General features: G+C 73.4%; 15 protein-coding genes. 7 read left to right on the forward strand and 8 right to left on the reverse strand.

Annotated elements, in window-relative coordinates; genetic code table 11:
• Positions 1-201: 201 nt before the first annotated feature.
• Entirely contained in the window at positions 202-702 is a 501-nt protein-coding gene (locus ACFCZ1_RS35105; RefSeq protein ID WP_376682340.1) for a hypothetical protein, read from the reverse strand.
• Positions 703-1,107: 405 nt separating this feature from the next.
• Here ACFCZ1_RS35105 and ACFCZ1_RS35110 point away from each other — a divergent pair, with 405 nt between their 5' ends.
• From ACFCZ1_RS35110 to ACFCZ1_RS35125, 4 genes are read left to right on the forward strand one after another with little or no spacing between them, the layout of a single operon-like run.
• On the forward strand, positions 1,108-3,918 hold the full coding sequence (locus tag ACFCZ1_RS35110; RefSeq protein ID WP_376682341.1) for a nitrate- and nitrite sensing domain-containing protein: 2,811 nt from the start codon (positions 1,108-1,110) through the stop codon (positions 3,916-3,918).
• On the forward strand, positions 3,915-4,352 hold the full coding sequence (locus tag ACFCZ1_RS35115) for a roadblock/LC7 domain-containing protein (protein WP_376682342.1): 438 nt from the start codon (positions 3,915-3,917) through the stop codon (positions 4,350-4,352). Before ACFCZ1_RS35110 ends, ACFCZ1_RS35115 begins: the two co-directional genes overlap by 4 nt.
• Positions 4,353-4,362: 10 nt before the next feature.
• Positions 4,363-4,803 carry a DUF742 domain-containing protein gene (locus ACFCZ1_RS35120; RefSeq protein ID WP_376682343.1) on the forward strand — a complete coding sequence of 147 codons (441 nt, stop codon included), beginning with the start codon at positions 4,363-4,365 and terminating at the stop codon, positions 4,801-4,803.
• A complete protein-coding gene (locus ACFCZ1_RS35125) occupies positions 4,784-5,407 on the forward strand; it encodes an ATP/GTP-binding protein (RefSeq protein ID WP_376682344.1) in 624 nt (207 codons plus the stop codon). The genes ACFCZ1_RS35120 and ACFCZ1_RS35125 overlap by 20 nt, the downstream gene beginning before the upstream one ends.
• A gap of 238 nt (positions 5,408-5,645) precedes the next feature.
• Here ACFCZ1_RS35125 and ACFCZ1_RS35130 read toward each other — a convergent pair whose 3' ends face one another.
• The 3 genes from ACFCZ1_RS35130 to ACFCZ1_RS35140 all read right to left on the reverse strand — a co-directional run bounded on the left by ACFCZ1_RS35130 (position 5,646) and on the right by ACFCZ1_RS35140 (position 8,080).
• Positions 5,646-6,836, reverse strand: coding sequence for a lipid-transfer protein (locus ACFCZ1_RS35130; protein ID WP_376682345.1), 1,191 nt, complete (start codon positions 6,834-6,836; stop codon positions 5,646-5,648).
• Entirely contained in the window at positions 6,833-7,294 is a 462-nt protein-coding gene (locus tag ACFCZ1_RS35135; RefSeq protein WP_376682346.1) for a Zn-ribbon domain-containing OB-fold protein, read from the reverse strand. The genes ACFCZ1_RS35130 and ACFCZ1_RS35135 overlap by 4 nt, the downstream gene beginning before the upstream one ends.
• Before the next feature lie 105 nt (positions 7,295-7,399).
• On the reverse strand, positions 7,400-8,080 hold the full coding sequence (locus ACFCZ1_RS35140) for a M15 family metallopeptidase (RefSeq protein WP_376682347.1): 681 nt from the start codon (positions 8,078-8,080) through the stop codon (positions 7,400-7,402).
• Positions 8,081-8,109: 29 nt separating this feature from the next.
• Here ACFCZ1_RS35140 and ACFCZ1_RS35145 point away from each other — a divergent pair, with 29 nt between their 5' ends.
• Positions 8,110-8,622, forward strand: coding sequence for an NUDIX domain-containing protein (locus tag ACFCZ1_RS35145; RefSeq protein ID WP_376682348.1), 513 nt, complete (start codon positions 8,110-8,112; stop codon positions 8,620-8,622).
• On the opposite strand, the gene ACFCZ1_RS35150 is transcribed toward ACFCZ1_RS35145, so the two are convergent.
• Positions 8,610-10,982, reverse strand: coding sequence for a TIM-barrel domain-containing protein (locus tag ACFCZ1_RS35150; protein WP_376682349.1), 2,373 nt, complete (start codon positions 10,980-10,982; stop codon positions 8,610-8,612). The genes ACFCZ1_RS35145 and ACFCZ1_RS35150 overlap by 13 nt on opposite strands.
• Positions 10,983-11,237: 255 nt before the next feature.
• On the opposite strand from ACFCZ1_RS35150, the gene ACFCZ1_RS35155 reads away from it, so the two are divergent.
• Together ACFCZ1_RS35155 and ACFCZ1_RS35160 are read left to right on the forward strand one after the other, a co-directional pair.
• Positions 11,238-13,214, forward strand: a complete 1,977-nt coding sequence (locus ACFCZ1_RS35155) for an acetoacetate--CoA ligase (protein WP_376682350.1) — start codon at positions 11,238-11,240, stop codon at positions 13,212-13,214.
• Between the two features lie 72 nt (positions 13,215-13,286).
• On the forward strand, positions 13,287-14,249 hold the full coding sequence (locus tag ACFCZ1_RS35160) for a hypothetical protein (RefSeq protein WP_376682351.1): 963 nt from the start codon (positions 13,287-13,289) through the stop codon (positions 14,247-14,249).
• A gap of 82 nt (positions 14,250-14,331) precedes the next feature.
• Here ACFCZ1_RS35160 and ptsP read toward each other — a convergent pair whose 3' ends face one another.
• From ptsP to ACFCZ1_RS35175, 3 genes are all read right to left on the reverse strand, one after another.
• Positions 14,332-16,002 carry a phosphoenolpyruvate--protein phosphotransferase gene (gene ptsP / locus ACFCZ1_RS35165; RefSeq protein ID WP_376682352.1) on the reverse strand — a complete coding sequence of 557 codons (1,671 nt, stop codon included), beginning with the start codon at positions 16,000-16,002 and terminating at the stop codon, positions 14,332-14,334.
• A gap of 75 nt (positions 16,003-16,077) precedes the next feature.
• A complete protein-coding gene (locus tag ACFCZ1_RS35170; RefSeq protein ID WP_376682353.1) occupies positions 16,078-16,527 on the reverse strand; it encodes a PTS glucose transporter subunit IIA in 450 nt (149 codons plus the stop codon).
• 282 nt (positions 16,528-16,809) lie between these two features.
• On the reverse strand, positions 16,810-17,091 hold a 282-nt coding region (locus ACFCZ1_RS35175; protein ID WP_376682354.1), incomplete at its 5' end, for a hypothetical protein.

Genomic DNA, 17,091 nt, shown 5'->3' on the forward strand with positions numbered 1-17,091 from the left:
AGCCCTGGAGCCCTGGAGCCCTGGAGCCCTGGAGCCCCGGACTCCGTCCGGCGGCCCGCCCCCGGGCCCGGGCGTGACCCGGCAGCTCCGCCCGCGCAGGGCGGGCTGCCCCGCCCCGCCGCCCCGCCGCCCCGCCCCGCGCCCGGGCCGGGGGCGGTACGGGCGGCCGCCGGGCAGCCGTCCGGGCACCGGGATGCGCGGTCAGCGGCGGCTGAACGCCGCGAGGGGGCCGTCCTCGCGGGGTATTCGCGCCGGGGCGGCCTTGCGCGCCGCCCGCGCGGACTTGGCGGCCCTGCGGGCCTCTCGGCGGCGGCTGCGCGCCGTGCTGCTCGGCTCCGAGACCACCCCGTACCGCTGGTTCCACGTCTGCCGGGTGATCCACACGTCCAGCACGCCCCACGTGGCCACGATCGTCCCCGCGACCGCGCCGAGCGCCATGGGGAAGGCCAGCCACGAGCCGGTGAGCGTCAGGAAGAAGGTGACCGTCGCCTGGGTCAGCGTCACGGCCACGATCAGCACGGCCCGCACCGCGGAGGTCCGCACCGGATCCGGCATCCTCCGCCGCCGGGCCGGCTCCTCGACCCACAGCCCGCGCGCGCCGCCGACACCCGCGGCCCGGGCACCCGCGGCCTCGCCACCCGCACCTGCACCCTCACCCGTGCCACCGGCGGCCTCCGCACCGCCGCCCGCATATCTGTTCATGGTCCGCTCACTCCCCACCGCGCGGTCCGCAACGCCTACCCCGCCATGCCTACCCGGTCACGTCTACCCCGACATGTCCCCCCGAACAGAAGACGTCCGGCGAGGGCGAGAGATTCCCGCTCCACGGACACCGTCACCATCGGCCCCGTCGAGCACGGAACGAATAATTCCAGCCATCCATCCAGTTGCGGGAACTGACGCCCCACCAAGTGTCATCTGCCACATATCGGGCCGCACTTGACCGGAAGTATCGGACAACTCCCGATCTTCGACCGGGGGTCCGGCCGAAAACGTCCGGACACGCCTTCGAAGCCGCTCCCCGGCAGTAGTAGGCTCACGCCGTTTAAATGACGGAACACCGAACCCCCCGACAACGGGGTTGAGCTGGGGGAGGCTGGGGAGGCCATGCGCTTTCGCGGGAAGTCCATCCGCCGGAAGATCGTGGCGTTGCTCCTTGTGCCGCTCGTCTCCCTGACCGCCCTCTGGGGCTTCGCGACGGTCATCACCGGTCGTCAGGCCGTCCAACTCCTGGACGTCGCCTACATCATCGACAAGGTCGGCTACCCCATCGAGGACGTCGTCCGCGTCATCCAGAAGGAACGCCGCCAGACCCTCGTCGTCATCGGCGACCCCCGGGCCTCCACCGCCACCACCGAGCTCGCCAAGCGCCGCGCCGCCACCGACGAAGTCGTCGAGAAGATGAGTGCGAACGCCCGCGACCCCGAGGTCATGGACCAGCTGAGCCCCCAGAACGCCCAGCGCCTGCGATCCATCCTCGGCGCCGTCCACGGCATCGGAGCCCTCCGCCGCTCGGTCGACGAGAACACCCTCGACCCGGGCCAGGCGCTGGACCTCTACAGCCGGCTCGTCGACCCCTGCTACGAGTTCCTCATGAACCTCCACGCGCTGGAGAACGTCGAGATGGACAAGCAGGGCCGCGCCCTCGTCGGCATCACCCGCGCACGTGAGACGCTCTCCCGCGAGGACGCCGTCATCGCCTCCGCCCTCGCAGCCCGCAACGTCAGCGCCGCCGACCTGCGCCACGTCTCCGACTTCGCGGCCAACCGCACCCTGCTCTACGACTTCAACCTCGCGATCCTCCCGGCCGCCGACCGCGAGCGCTTTTGGCACTACTGGGGCGGCGCCGAGACCAAGTCGATGCGCGACGCCGAGGAGCGTTTCCTCGCGGGCGGCGCGGGCAAGAACCCGCGCGTCACCGCCGCCCAGTGGGACGAGGCCGCGACCAAGGTCCTCGACGAGCTCGCCGCCATGGGCACCGACGCCGGCGACCGCTACCAAAAGCGCGTCGAGCCCGTCGCCATGGACGTCCTGGTGCAGGCCGCCGTCGCCGGCGTCCTCGGCTTCATGGCCCTCGCCTTCTCGCTGTTCCTCTCCGTCCGCATCGGCCGCGACCTGGTCCGCGACCTGTCCCGCCTCCGCAAGGAGGCGCACGAGGCCTCCGGTGTCCGGCTGCCCAGCGTGATGCGCCGCCTCGCCGCGGGCGAGCAGGTGGACGTGGAGACCGAGGCGCCCCATCTGGAGTACGAGAAGGACGAGGTCGGCCAGGTCGGCCAGGCCCTCAACTCCCTCCAGCGCGCGGCCGTCGAGGCCGCCGTCAAGCAGGCCGAGCTGCGCCGCGGCGTCTCCGAGGTGTTCGTCAACCTCGCCCGCCGCAACCAGGTGCTCCTGCACCGCCAGCTGACCCTCCTCGACACCATGGAGCGCCGCACCGAGGACACCGAGGAGCTCGCCGACCTCTTCCGCCTCGACCACATGACCACCCGCATGCGCCGCCACGCCGAAGGCCTGGTGATCCTCTCCGGCGCCGCGCCCTCCCGCCAGTGGCGCAAGCCGGTCCAGTTGATGGACGTCGTACGGGCCGCCGTCGCCGAGGTCGAGGACTACGAGCGCATCGAGGTGCGCCGACTCCCGCGCCTGGGCATCGCCGGCCCCGCCGTCGCCGACGTCACCCACCTCGTCGCCGAACTCCTCGAGAACGCGACCGTGTTCTCGCCGCCGCACACCGCCGTCCAGGTGCACGGCGAGCGCGTCGCCAACGGCTTCACCCTGGAGATCCACGACCGCGGCCTCGGCATGAACCCCGAGGCACTGCTCGACGCGAACCTCCGGCTCGCCGAGACACCCGACTTTGAACTCTCCGACACCGACCGTCTCGGCCTGTTCGTCGTCAGCCGCCTCGCGCAGCGCCACGGCGTCAAGGTCGTCCTCCAGCGCAGCCCGTACGGGGGCACCACCGCGGTGCTCTTCCTGCCCGCGGCCCTGCTGACCGATGCCCCCGAGACCAACGGCACGGGCATCCGGCTCGACGGGGCCGGCAAGGCCGGCCGGTCCGGCAGGATCCCCTCCGCGCGGTCGGTGTCCGCCGCCGTCGAGCGGGCCCCCGCCGGCTCCGGCCGCCCGCTGCCCGCCGCCGAACTGCGCGGCCCGGTCGAGCTGGAAGCCCCGATCGACGTCCTCGGCCTCGGCGCGGTGGACGGCCTCGACGCAGAGCCCGCCGTCCCGTCCGGCCCGGGTGCCCGTCCGGCCATGGCCACCCTGGACGACGAGACCCCGCCGAGCGGCACCCCGCGCAGCGCCCTGCTGGGGCTGCGCCCGGCGGACCGGCCGCACACCGACCGCCACCGGGACCGCCACGCGGAGCGGACCGATGCCCGCCCGGGCGACCGCGACCGCGAGACGCAGGTCCCCACCGGCCTGGTCCGGCTCGACACCCAGCGCGCCGACACCCAGCGCGCCGACACGCAGCGCGTGGAGACCGTACGCCCCGACGGCCCCCGTTCCCCGGGAGCCGTCCCGCTGCCGCGCCGCCGCCCCACCCCGACCCTGGTCGCCGAGCACGGCCGCCGCGTGGCGCCGCGCCCGGTGTCCGTGGTCCCGCAGCCCGCACCGGCGCCCGCACCCGGCGGGCCCGGCTCACCCGCGGCGCCCGGGGCAGCGGGCGCCGGGCTCCCCCGCAGGGTCCGCCAGGCCAGCCTCGCCCCACAGCTCAAGAACGCCCCGGCCGCCGCGCCCGACCCCGCGGCCACCGCCCCGGTGGCGGACCGCGACGCGGAGGACGTACGTACGCGCATGTCCGCACTCCAGCGCGGCTGGACGGCGGGCCGCAACCAGCACGCTCAGCAGCAGTCCGAGACCGGGGCAGGCACCCCCGCCACCACCGGTCCCGCGAACGAGAACGAAGGGGACGGTCGATGACCGCACCGCAGACCGGAAACGACACCAGGGGCCGCGGCTCCGCCCCGCTCAACTGGCTCCTCGACGAACTCGTCGACAAGGTCGGCTCCATCCGCAAGGCGGTGGTCCTGTCGGGCGACGGCCTGCCCACCGGCAGCTCCGCGGACCTGACCCGCGAGGACAGCGAGCACCTGGCGGCCGTGGCCTCCGGCTTCCACAGCCTGGCCAAGGGAGTGGGCCGGCACTTCGACTCCGGCACGGTCCGCCAGACGGTGGTCGAGCTCGACGAGGCCTTCCTGTTCGTCATGGCCGCCGGCGACGGCAGCTGCCTGGCCGTGCTCGCCGACGCCGACTCCGACGTCGGGCAGGTCGCGTACGAGATGACCCTGATGGTCAAGCGAGTCGGCGACCACCTGGCCATCGCCCCGCGCACCGGGCTGCCAGCCGGAGGGTGAGTCGGACGGCATGAGCGATTCAGGCCAGGACCGCCCCACCCGCACCCCGGCCGGGGACCGGGATCCCGCCCCCGACCACGCGCACTGGTTCGACGACGACGCCGGTCCCGTCGTACGTCCGTACGCCATGACCCGCGGCCGGACCAGCCACGCGGGCCAGCACCGGCTCGACCTGATCGCGCTCGTCGTCGCCGAACCGGCCGCCGACGACCCGGTCTGGGACCTGACGCTGTCCCCGGAACACGCCCACATCCTCGGGCTGTGCCGGGACCGGCCGCAGTCGGTCGCCGAACTCGCGGCGGAGCTCGACCTCGCGGTCGGCGTCGTACGGGTTCTGATCGGCGACCTGACCGACGAGGAACTGGTCCATGTGACCCGGCCGGTGCCTCCGGCCGAACTGCCCGATGAATCCATTCTGCGTGAGGTGATCGATGGCCTTCGGGCGCTCTAGCCGCACCGGTGCCATGCACGCCGTGTCACCGGTCGAGCCGCTGACCTTGAAGATCCTGGTCGCGGGCGGCTTCGGGGTGGGCAAAACCACCCTGGTCAGTGCAGTAAGCGAGATCAGGCCGCTGCGGACCGAGGAACTCCTCTCGGAGCCGGGCGCCGGCATCGACGACACCGGGGGAGTGGAGGGCAAGAACACCACGACCGTGGCCATGGACTTCGGGCGCATCACGCTGCGCGAGGACCTGGTGCTGTACCTGTTCGGCACGCCCGGGCAGGACCGGTTCTGGTTCCTGTGGGACGAGCTGGCCCAGGGTTCGCTCGGCGCCGTGGTCCTGGCGGACACCCGCCGCCTCGCCGACTGCTTCGCCGCCATCGACTACTTCGAGCGGCGCGAGCTCCCGTTCGTCGTCGCCGTGAACTGCTTCGACGGCGCGGACCGGCACCCCGTGGTGACCGTACGGGAGGCACTGGACCTCGACCCCGGGGTGCCGGTGCTGCTCTGCGACGCGCGGGACCGGGAGTCCGTGAAGGACGTGCTCGTGGGGGTCGTGGAGCACGCGATGTCCCTGGCACGGGCGCGGCGGGGCCTGACGGCCGGAGCCTGACGGCCGGGGCCTGGCGCGGAGGCGGCCCGTACCCCCGCCGACTGGGGTACGGGCCGCAGCTCTCATGGGGGGATCGGGGTGTCCGGGGCGCGGTGCGGGACCGTGGAGCGAGTGTGAACCCGCCACCGGGGGCCGTCAAGCGTTGCGGCACACCGGTCGTCACCCCGGTCGGCGAAACCTCCGGACACACCCGCCGGCGCCCCCCACCGGCCCCACCGGCCCCACCGGCACCGCCCGCTCAGCGCACGGCGATGACGGCCGACCCGTGGCCGAACAACCCCTGGTTCGCGGTGATCCCGGCCCGCGCCCCCGGGACCTGCCGGTCCCCGGCCGTGCCGCGCAGCTGCCACGTCAGCTCGCAGACCTGCGCGATGGCCTGCGCCGGTACCGCCTCCCCGAAGGAGGCCAGCCCCCCGCTCGTGTTGACGGGGACCCGACCGCCCAGCGCCGTCGCCCCCTCCCGTACGAGCTTCGCCCCCTCGCCCTGCGCGCACAGTCCGATGTCCTCGTACCACTCCAGCTCCAGAGCGGTGGACAGGTCGTACACCTCGGCCAGGGAGAGGTCGTCCGGGCCGAGCCCCGCCTCCTCGTAGGCGGCGCGCGCGATCGAGGACCGGAAGGAGCCCGCCGCGGGCCGGACGGCCACCGCCGAGTCGGTGGCGATGTCCGGGAGGTCCAGCACCGTACGCGGATAGGTGGGGGTCACCGTCGACACGGCCCGGATCCGCACCGGGTCCGCGATCCCGCGCGAGCGGGCGAAGTCCATGCTGGTCAGCACGAGGGCCGCGCCCCCGTCGGAGGTGGCGCAGATGTCGAGCAGCCGGAGCGGATCGGCCACCACCGCCGACGCCGCGACCTCCTCGGCGGTGACCGCCTTGCGGTAACGGGCGTTCGGGTTCAGCGCCCCGGCCGCCGCGTTCTTCACCTTGACCTGGGCGAAGTCCTCCGGGGTGTCCCCGTGCATGGCCATCCGGCGGCGGGCGTACAGCGCGAAGTACGCAGGATTGGTGGCGCCCAGCACGCGGAAGCGCAGCCAGTCCGGATCGTCCGGCCGGTCGCCGCCCGCCGGCGCGAAGAACCCCTTGGGCGCCGCGTCCGCGCCCACCACCAGGACCACGTCCGCCAGGCCGGCCAGGATCTGCGCCCGGGCCGCCCCGATCGCCTGGGCGCCGGAGGCGCAGGCCGCGTACACGCTGGTCACCCGGGCGCCCTGCCAGCCCAGCGCCCGGGCGAAGGTCGCACCGGCCACGTAGCCCGGGTAGCCGGAGCGCACGGTGTCGGCGCCGACGATCGAGCCCACCTCCGACCAGTCCAGTCCGGCGTCCGCCAGCGCCGCCCGCGCGGCGGCCCGTCCGTACTCGACGAAACTGCGGCCCCACTTGCCCCACGGGTGCATCCCCGCCCCGAGGACGGCGATGTCCGCGCTCACACCGCACCTCCGACCGGCTTGAACCGCCAGGTGGTCCAGGCGGTCCCGGTGTCCGCGTCCTCGTTCAGCACACCGCCCACCACCTCGACCTCCATCCCGACCGCCAGGTCGCCCACGCCCACCCCGGGCGCCGCCTGCCCCAGCACCACCATCCCCTCGGCCTCCAGCTCCACCGCCACCAGGGTGTACGGCTCCCAGGGCGCGGCCGGGTCGGACACGTACGGGGCGGGCGGCCGGTAGCGCCCGTCGGTGTAGGACCACACCCGCCCGCGCGGGGACAGCGGCACCTCGGTGAGCTCGCCGTCGCCGGCGCAGTGCGGATTGCGGCAGAACGCGTCCTCGCGCGGGAAGTACACCGCGGTGCAGGCCGAGCACCGGGTACCGAGCAGCCGGAAGCCGCCGTCCGCGGCGCCTTCGGTGAACCACCCGCTCACGACGGGTGTACGTGTGAGTGCCAAGACCCCTCCCTCCAGATAGCTGACGCATCGTCAGAAGTCTGTCACGGGCGGGCCGCCGGGTCACCGGTTCTCGACGAGCCACTGAAAGTCACGCGGGCACGGCACTCAGGGCCGGACGGCGGCGACAGCGACGGGGAAGTCGAAATACGAGTCGGGGAAAGCCTCGGGCCTGAAGGTGAAGTGCCACCACTCTTCGGGCAGGTTGACGAATCCCTGCTCGCCGAGCGCGCGCCCGAGCAACCGGCGGCCCGCGCGGGCCCCGCCGGCGATCCGGGGATCGTCGGTGTGCGACAGCGGATCGAAGAAGTCGAACGCGGTCCCCATGTCCACCTCGCGGCCAGAGAGGTCCTCCAGCGTCACGTCGACCGTACTCCCGCGGCTGTGCCCCGACTTCTCGGCGATGTACCCCTCGGGAATCAGCCGGTTCCGCTCCACGTGCGGGTAGAACTCCGCCTTGGCCGCCCGGTCACCCGGGCCGTCGGGCTCCCGCGCCCACCGCACGAACCGGTCTACCGCCCGCTGCGGCCGGTAGCAGTCGTACACGCGCAGCGAATAGCCGCGCCGGAGCAGCACCCGCTGCGCCCGCCGCAGCGCCTCCGCGGCCGGCCGGGCCAGCAGGCACACCGGCTCCTCGTACCCGTCCACCACCCCGCCGGTGAAGTTCCGCGACCCGGCGTACCGCATGTCCTGCCGGATGCTCGGATCCACCTCGCGCAACGCGGCGAACCCGGGCGGGGCCGCCGCCCCGCCGGCCAGCACCGCGAGCAAACCCACAACCACCGTCATCCGCATACCCCTTGGCATACCATCGCGGGATGCCGGAACAGCTGAGGGACTCGCACTGCTCCACCTGCGGAACGCGCTACGCCACGACCGGCTGGCCCCGCACCTGCGAGGCCTGCGGAGCCACCGCCTACCGCAACCCGCTCCCGGTGGCCGTCGCCCTCCTCCCGGTCGAAGACGACCAGGGCACCGGCCTCGTCGTCATCACCCGCTCCATCCCCCCGGCCCTCGGCGGCGTCGCCCTGCCCGGCGGCTTCATCGACTTCGGCGAGGACTGGCGTGACGCCGTCGTCCGCGAACTCCGCGAGGAGACCGGCATCCAGGCCCCCGCCTCGGAGGTCACCCTGGCCGACGCCCTCAGCTCCCCGGCCGGTCACCTCCTGCTCTTCGGTCTCCTCCCGCTCCGCCCGGCCGCCACCCTGCCCGCCTCGGCCGCGACGGACGAGACCACGGGCTGGCACATCCTGCGCTCCCCGGCCGAACTGGCCTTCCCCCTCCACACGCAGGCCGCCGCCGCCTGGTTCGCGGGCCGCTACACCTGCTGAGCCGCGTCGAGACCCCGTACGACGACGCCCTCCACCACACCCCCGGCCTCCGACTCCACCACCACCGAGTCCCCGGCCCACCGCACGGTGTACCACTCCACCTCACCCGGCTCGAAGCCCGGACCGGGGTCCCGGATGACCACCCCGCCGCCCGTGCGGCCCCGCGCCGGAGCCCAGACCTCCAGGGCCACCCCGCCGTCACCCGTGGCGGACCGCACCGGCAGCACGGCCCCCGCCCGCGCCAGCACCGGGATCCGCCCGGGCGGCGCGTCCAGCAGGATCTGGCCCGGCCCCTCGTGCGCCGCACCGGTCGCGGTGTCGTACCAGCGCCCCCGCGGCAGCCGCACCGCCCGCCGGTCCGCCCCGCACTCCAGCACCGGGGCGACCAGCAGCGCGTCGCCCAGCAGGAACGCGTCCTCGCAGTCCCGCAGCCGCCGCTCCTCCGGAGCGCCCCACCACAGCGGCCGCACGTACGGGGCCCCGGTCCGCCGTGCCAGGTGGGCCAGCGTCACGAAGTACGGCCGCAGCCGCTCACGCTCCGCCAGCAGCTCGCGCGCCCGCTCCTCCACTTCCGGCCCGAACTCCCACGGCTCCCGCCGCCCCGCCCAGATCGCCGAATGGGTCCGGAACAGCGGCAGGTACGCACCCAGCTGCAGCCACCGCAGGTACAGCTCCGGGGAGGGGGACCCGCCGAAACCGCCGACGTCCGGGCCCGAGTACGGCACTCCGCACAGGCCGAGCCCCAGCACCAGCGCCAGCGAGGCCCGCAGCCCCTCCCAGCTCGTCTCCACATCCCCCGACCACGTGCCCCCGTACCTCTGCATCCCCGCCCACCCCGACCGGGAGAACAGGAACGGCCGCTCGGCGGGCCGCAACCGGACCAGCCCCTCCCAGCCCGCCCGAGCCATCCCGAGCCCGTACACGTTGTGCCCCGCCCGGTGGTCGCCGCCCGCGCCGTCCATCGCGTGCCGCGCCGACCGCGGCAGCGTGGCGTCCCCGAAGGGGGTGAAGGACACCGGCTCGTTCATGTCGTGCCAGAAACCGGCGAAGCCCTGCGCGAGGCGCTCCTCGTACAGTCCGCCCCACCACTCCCGCACCGCCGGATCCGTGAAGTCCGGGTACACGCACTCGCCCGGCCAGACCTCGCCGCGCACCTCCCGGCCCTCCGCGTCCCGTACGAACGCACCGCCCGCCCCCACCGCGCGCCCCGAAGCGTGCACCCCGTCTCCCGTCTTCACCGCCGGATCCACGATCGAGACGAGCCGCACCCCCCGCTCCCCCAGCTCACGTGCCAGCCCGGGAAGATCGGGGAACCGCTCCTCGTCCACCGTGAACACCCGGTGCCCGTCGTAGTGGTCGATGTCCAGATGGACGGCCGACAGCGCGAGCCCGCGCTCCGCATAGCCCCCGACCACCCGGCGCACCTCCGCCGCGCTCCCGAACCCCCACCGCGCGTGCTGGTACCCCAGCGCCCACTCCGGCGGCACCGCCGCCGCACCCGTCAGCCCCGACCAGCCCTGCAGCACCCGCGCCGGCGTCCCCACCAGCACCCAGCACCTGAGCGGCCCGCCCTCCATGCGCAGCTCGCCCGCCCCCGGACGGTCCACCCCCGAACCCGCGCCCTCCTCGCCCTCGCGCAGCACCACCCGGCCTTCCCACGAGTTGTCGTGGAACACCAGGTGCGTCCCCGCGTCCGCCACCACCATCTGTACCGGCATCGTGAGGTACAGCGGATCGTCACCCGGCCCGAAGCCGCCCTTCGGGTCCGTGTTCCACAGCCGGTACACCCCGTCCCGGAGCCTCGGGCCCGCGGCCCGCCCGCCGAGCCCGAAGAACCGCGCGTCCGCCGCCACCTCGCTCCGCTGCAGCCACCGCGCCCCCGCACCGTCGACGGCGTCCGCCGGCTCCCACCACCGCGGCGGCAGCTCCCGCCGCAGCACGGCCCCGCCCGGCGTGCGCACCTCCACCGCCCCGTGCCGGGACACCGCCACCGTCACCCGCTCCGACACCACCCGCCACCCGCCCTCGGTGTCAGGCTCCAGCACCGCCCGCGGATCCGGCTCCGGCCCCGTACCCACGACCGCGTACGAGGGAGTCGGACCGGCCCCGTCCCAGCCCCAGAACACCGCCCCGCCCACGGTCACCCGCACCAGCAGCTCCGACCGCGCGAACCGCAGCACGCCACCGCCCGGCCGCGGCTCCGTACCGATCAGCAGCCCCGGCACCCGCGCCCGCTCCGCGCCCCGGCGCGCGAGCCCCACCGCGTCCGCACGCCGGTGGCGCCACGACGCGAGCCAGGCGCGCCGCCCGCGCTCCGTACCGATGTCCTTCACAGCACGCACCAGATCACGACCGTTCATGCCGCTCACCCTGCCACCGCCCCCAGGCCGAGGGTGTGGCGTTCAACTGTCGTTCACCCACAGGCGACCGCCCGCGCGACCAACGGCGACTGGTGGCGGTACACATGCCGCCGTCCCGCTGAGCGGTGATGACGACTCTGGTGCGGACGTCGATCACATGGCATCGTCCCAGTGAGCCGCCGCGCGTACACCCCCCGCGCGATGGCACCGTACGCACACGAAGCGCGAGCCGCAGACTTGACCGGGAGCCGACCCATGACCTCAGCCACGCAGCCGGAACCCCTCTGGGCCCCGGGCCCCGACCGGATCGCCGCGGCCCGGATCACCGCCTTCCACGCCTGGGCCGCGGAGCGCTTCGGAGCCCCCGCCGAGGGCGGCTACCCCGCCCTGCACAGCTGGTCCGTCGACGCGCTCGACACCTTCTGGCAGGCCGTCGCCGAGTGGTTCGACGTCCGCTTCACCACCCCGTACCAGTCCGTCCTCGCCGACCGCTCCATGCCCGGCGCACGCTGGTTCACCGGCTCCACCCTCAACTACGCCGAGCACGCCCTGCGCGCCGCCGAGGACCCGGCCCGCGCCGACGACGCCGCCCTGCTGTACGTGGACGAGACCCACGAGCCCACCCCCGTCAGCTGGGCCGACCTGCGCCGCCAGGTCGGCTCCCTCGCCGCCGAACTGCGCACCCTCGGCGTACGCCCCGGCGACCGGGTCAGCGGCTACCTCCCCAACATCCCCGAGGCCGTCGTCGCCCTCCTCGCCACCGCCGCCGTCGGCGGGGTCTGGACCTCCTGCGCCCCCGACTTCGGCGCCCGCAGCGTCCTCGACCGCTTCCAGCAGGTCGAGCCGGTCGTCCTGTTCACCGTCGACGGCTACCGCTACGGCGGCAAGGAGCACGACCGCCGCGAGACCGTCGCCGAGCTCCGCGCCGAGCTCCCCTCCCTGCGCGCCGTCGTCCACGTCCCGCTGCTGGGTACGCAGGCCCCCGAGGGCGCCCTCGCCTGGTCGGACCTGACCTCCGCGGACACCGAGCCCGTCTTCGAGGCGGTCCCCTTCGACCACCCCCTGTGGGTCCTCTACTCCTCCGGCACGACCGGCCTGCCCAAGGCCATCGTCCAGTCCCAGGGCGGCATCCTCCTCGAACACCTCAAGCAGCTCGGCCTGCACTGCGACCTCGGCCCGCAGGACCGGTTCTTCTGGTACACCTCCACCGGCTGGATGATGTGGAACTTCCTCGTCTCCGGCCTGCTCACCGGCACCACGGTCGTCCTGTACGACGGCAGCCCCGGCTACCCCGACACCGGCGCCCAGTGGCGCATCGCCGAGCGGACCGGGGCCACCCTCTACGGCACCTCCGCCGCGTACGTCATGGCCTGCCGCAAGGCCGGGGTCCACCCGTCCCGCGACTTCGACCTGTCCGCCGTCAAGTGCGTGGCGACCACCGGCTCCCCGCTCCCGCCCGACGGCTTCCGCTGGCTGCACGACGAGGTGGCCGAGGACCTGTGGATCGCCTCCGTCAGCGGCGGCACCGACGTCTGCAGCTGCTTCGCCGGCGCCGTCCCCACCCTCCCCGTCCACATCGGCGAGCTCCAGGCCGCCTGCCTCGGTACGGACCTCCAGGCCTGGGACCCGTCCGGCAAGCCCGTCACCGGCGAGGTCGGCGAGCTCGTCGTCGCCAACCCCATGCCGTCCATGCCGGTCCGGTTCTGGAACGACCCCGACGGCAGCCGCTACCGCGAGAGCTACTTCGAGATGTTCCCCGGCGTCTGGCGCCACGGGGACTGGATCACCCTCACCGACCACGGCTCGGTGATCATCCACGGCCGCTCCGACTCCACCCTGAACCGCCAGGGCGTCCGCATGGGCTCCGCCGACATCTACGAGGCCGTGGAGCGCCTCCCCGAGATCAAGGAGTCCCTGGTCATCGGCCTGGAGGAGCCGAACGGCGGCTACTGGATGCCGCTCTTCGTCCACCTCGCCCCCGGCGCCGCCCTCGACGAGGACCTGCGCGCCCGGATCAAGGCGACCATCCGCGAGGAACTCTCCCCCCGCCACGTCCCCGACGAGATCATCGAGGTCCCGGGCATCCCGCACACCCTCACCGGCAAGCGCATCGAGGTCCCGGTCAAGCGCCTCCTGCAGGGCGCGCCCCTGGCCAAGGCGGTCAACCCGGGCTCCGTCGACAACCTCGACCTCCTCCACTTCTACGAGGAGCTGGCCCGCACCCGCGGCTGACGCCACTGTCAGTGGCTCTGATTACTCTGAGTGAGCAAGCGATTGCCGGGCCACGGCCACTCAGGGGGAGCCATGCCACCGAAGAACGACACCACCAGCACGAACAGCGCCGCCAGGACCTCGCGGACCCCGCGGACCGACCGGTACACGCGGGCCGCGAGGAAGAGCGGCACCGACCGGCGCCGCAGGCTGCGCCGCGAGGTCCCCGGCACCGTCGGCCTCCTGGCCGACGCCGGGGACTTCGCGGCCATGCGCGACTACCGCAGCTTCGTCTTCGACGACCACCGGGACTACCTCCGCCACGTCGACGGCCTGCTCCGGTCCCTCGCGGCCCAGGGAATCCACACCACCGTGGCGCTCTTCGATCCCGAGGAGTTCGCCGCATACGCCGCGGAACACGGCCTCGACCCGGACACCGCCGAGGCCCGCACCCTGTTCACCGCGGAACTGGCGGGCGCGGGCCTGCCCTATACCGGCCAGCCCATCGACGACCTCGTCCCGCTCCTCGTGGACGAGGCGGTCCGGCAGGCCACCTGGGAATATGCGACCGCACTCCTCGCCGGCGTCGGCACCTGCGCGGACTGCGGCGAGGACATCGGCCACGCCTCCTTCGAGCGCGCCGCGGCCGCGCTCCGGCGGCTCATGGCCGGCGCCGGACCCGGCCGGCACCACCTCGTGTGCAGCGTGCCGACGGAGACGGAACAACTCGTCGCCGTCCTGCACGCCGAGACCGGCCCCGACCCCGAGGAACCGCCCCGGATCGAGCGCCGCGACGGCCTCGACTTCGTGACGGTGCTGGCCGCCGGGCTCGCCCTCGGCGGCCCCGGGGGACTGGTGCTGCGCAGCACCACCGAGGAGCACCGGGACCGGGTCCACGGCTGGCGCCTGGACCGCGGTCGCCTCGCCGTACTCTCGGCCGCGGCCGTGTTCAACGCCTACTGCACGGACGCCGACACCGGGGAACCCGTCGCCCCCGAACCGGGCGTGGAGTACTGCCCGGGCTACGAGGTGGACGGTCCCGGCCCGCACCACTGAGAGGCGGGCAGTGCGGCAGAACGGCCGAGGGGCCCCGCCACCGGCGAAGGCCCCTCGGTCGAACAGCGGACCACCTCTGCGGCTACTCGCCGGAGAGCACCGCCTGGGCGGCCACCCGGGCCTCCTCCGCGCTGTCGCACGCACGCGCCGCGGCGGCGGCGCGCTCGCACTGCGCCAGGGTGTACTTGGCGAGCGTCGCCCGCACGTACGGAATGGAAGCGGCACCCATCGACAGAGAGGTGACACCCAGCCCCGTCAGCACACAGGCCAGCAGCGGATCCGACGCGGCCTCGCCGCAGACGCCACAGCTCTTGCCCTCCGCCCTGGCGGCATCGGCCGACATGGCGATCAGGTCGAGCAGCGCCGGCTGCCAGGGGTCCTGCAGCCGCGACACCGCACCGACCTGACGGTCGGCGGCGAAGGCGTACTGGGCCAGATCGTTCGTGCCCAGCGACAGGAACTCGACCTCCTGGAGGATCGAGCGCGCCCGGAGCGCGGCGGAGGGGATCTCCACCATGGCCCCGAACTTCGCCTTCAGTCCCGCGTCGCGGCACGCGTCCGCGAACGCCTTGGCGTCGGTCCGGTCCGCCACCATCGGGGCCATGACCTCGAGGTAGACGGGCAGCCCTTCGGCAGCCCTGGCCAGCGCGGTGAGCTGCGTACGCAGCACGTCCGGGTGGTCCAGGAGCGAGCGCAGACCACGGACACCCAGGGCCGGGTTCGGCTCGTCGGCCGGGGTCAGGAAGTCCAGCGGCTTGTCCGCGCCGGCGTCCAGGACGCGTACGACGACGCGGCCCTCGGGGAAGGCAGCGAGCACCTTGCGGTAGGACTCGATCTGCTTCTCCTCGGACGGAGCCTTCTTGCTGTCGTCCAGGAACAGGAACTCGGTGCGGAAGAGCCCCACACCCTCCGCCCCGGCCTCCACGGCAGCGGGCACGTCCGCCGGACCGCCGACATTGGCCAGCAGCGGCACCTTGTGACCGTCGGAGGTCGCACCCGGACCGGACGACGCGGCCAGAGCGGCCTTGCGCTCGGCCGCCGCGGCCTCCAGCTCGGCGCGCTTCTCGTCGCTCGGCTCGACGAACACGTCACCGGTGCTGCCGTCGACGGCGATGACCGTGCCCTCGGCGATCTCAGTGGCACCAGGCAGCGCCACGATCGCCGGCACGCCCAGCGCCCGCGCGAGGATCGCGCTGTGGCTGGTGGGGCCGCCTTCCTCGGTGACGAAGCCGAGGACCAGGGTCGGGTCGAGCAGAGCGGTGTCGGCGGGGGCCAGGTCCCGCGCGATCAGCACGTACGGCTCGTCGCTGTCGGGCACGCCCGGCATCGGGACGCCGAGCAGGCGCGCCACGATGCGGTTCCGTACGTCGTCCAGGTCGGCCACCCGGCCGGCCATGTACTCGCCGGCCCCCGCGAGCAGGTCGCGGTAGGCGGCGAACGCGTCGTAGATGCCGCGCTCGGCAGTGCTGCCGACGGCGATCCGCCGGTCGACGTCCGCCATCAGCTCGGGGTCCGTGGCGATCATCGCCTGGGCCTCGAGCACGTGCTGGGCCTCACCGCCGGCCAGCTGGCCGCGTGCGGTCAGGTCCGCCGATACCGCCTCCACGGCCTTGCGGGCGCGCCCCTGTTCGCGCTCCGCCTCGTCCGCGGTGATCTGCTTGGCCGGCGGCTCGAGAACCGCCGTACCCATGTGCCGGACCTCGCCGATCGCCACCCCGTGGCTCACGCCGACGCCTCGCAGCGTTGTCTCCATTTCACCCGTCTCCGATTGAGCGGCGGCCCCGGCCGCCGCGGTGGATGTCCGACTCGCCCGTGCAGGCGGAGGGCTTCACTGCCAGCTGAAGAGGGCGTCGTCAGCCTTCACGTCCCCGGACTCGACGACGTCGGAGAGGGATTCGGCGGTCGCCTCGAGCGCCACGACGGGGCAGATGGGGGACTTGCCCGCGGCCTCGACCGCGGCCGGGTTCCAACGGATGACGGCCTGACCGCGGGTCACGGTGTCGCCCTTGGCGACGAGCAGCTCGAAGCCCTCGCCATTGAGCTGAACGGTGTCGATCCCCAGGTGCGTGAGCACGCCGTGGCCTTCGCCGTCCACTACTACGTACGCGTGCGGATGCAGGGAGACGATCACCCCGTCGACCGGGGACACCGCCTCCGAGGGCTCGCGCACCGGATCGATCGCAGTGCCGGGCCCCACCATCGCGCCGGAGAACACCGGATCGGGCACTGCCGCGAGTCCGATGGCGCGCCCGGCGAGTGGGGACGTCACGCTGGTCATGGGGGCCTCCCAGGGGTGGGGCTGCTCGCGTCGCCGTCACTACCTGTCGCGAACGGCGCACTTTTCAGCAGGATATGTCACGGGTTGTTCGGGTTCGCCCGACGCTTCTCCTGATCCGGGCTGGTGCTTCGGCATGGAGACTAGTGGACTAGACCGGTGGACTAGACCATACGCCCTGAGCCGATTTGCTTGGGCATCAGCAGGCCTGTACTGTCGTGTTTCCCGCCAGGACGCCTCGTGTGAACATTTTCGAGAACGTCTGATGGACGGGACTCCTCCTCTTCAACCCTTCTCTTCTTCTCCATCGCTTTTCCTCATGCCTTTCGGTAATGCGGCGAGTGGTGAGAGGGGCAGGGAATCGCTGATAGAGTCGGAACCGCCGGAAAGGGAAAGCGCGAAAGCGAAGAACCTGGAAAGCGCCGAGGAAGTCGGACACGAAAGAGTCTGATAGAGTCGGAAACGCAAGAACACAGAACGAAAGCCCGGAGGAAAGCCCGAGAGGGTGAGTACAAAGGAAGCGTCCGTTCCTTGAGAACTCAACAGCGTGCCAAAAATCAACGCCAG

This window comes from Streptomyces sp. NPDC056224, from assembly GCF_042267665.1.
GTDB lineage: Bacteria > Actinomycetota > Actinomycetes > Streptomycetales > Streptomycetaceae > Streptomyces.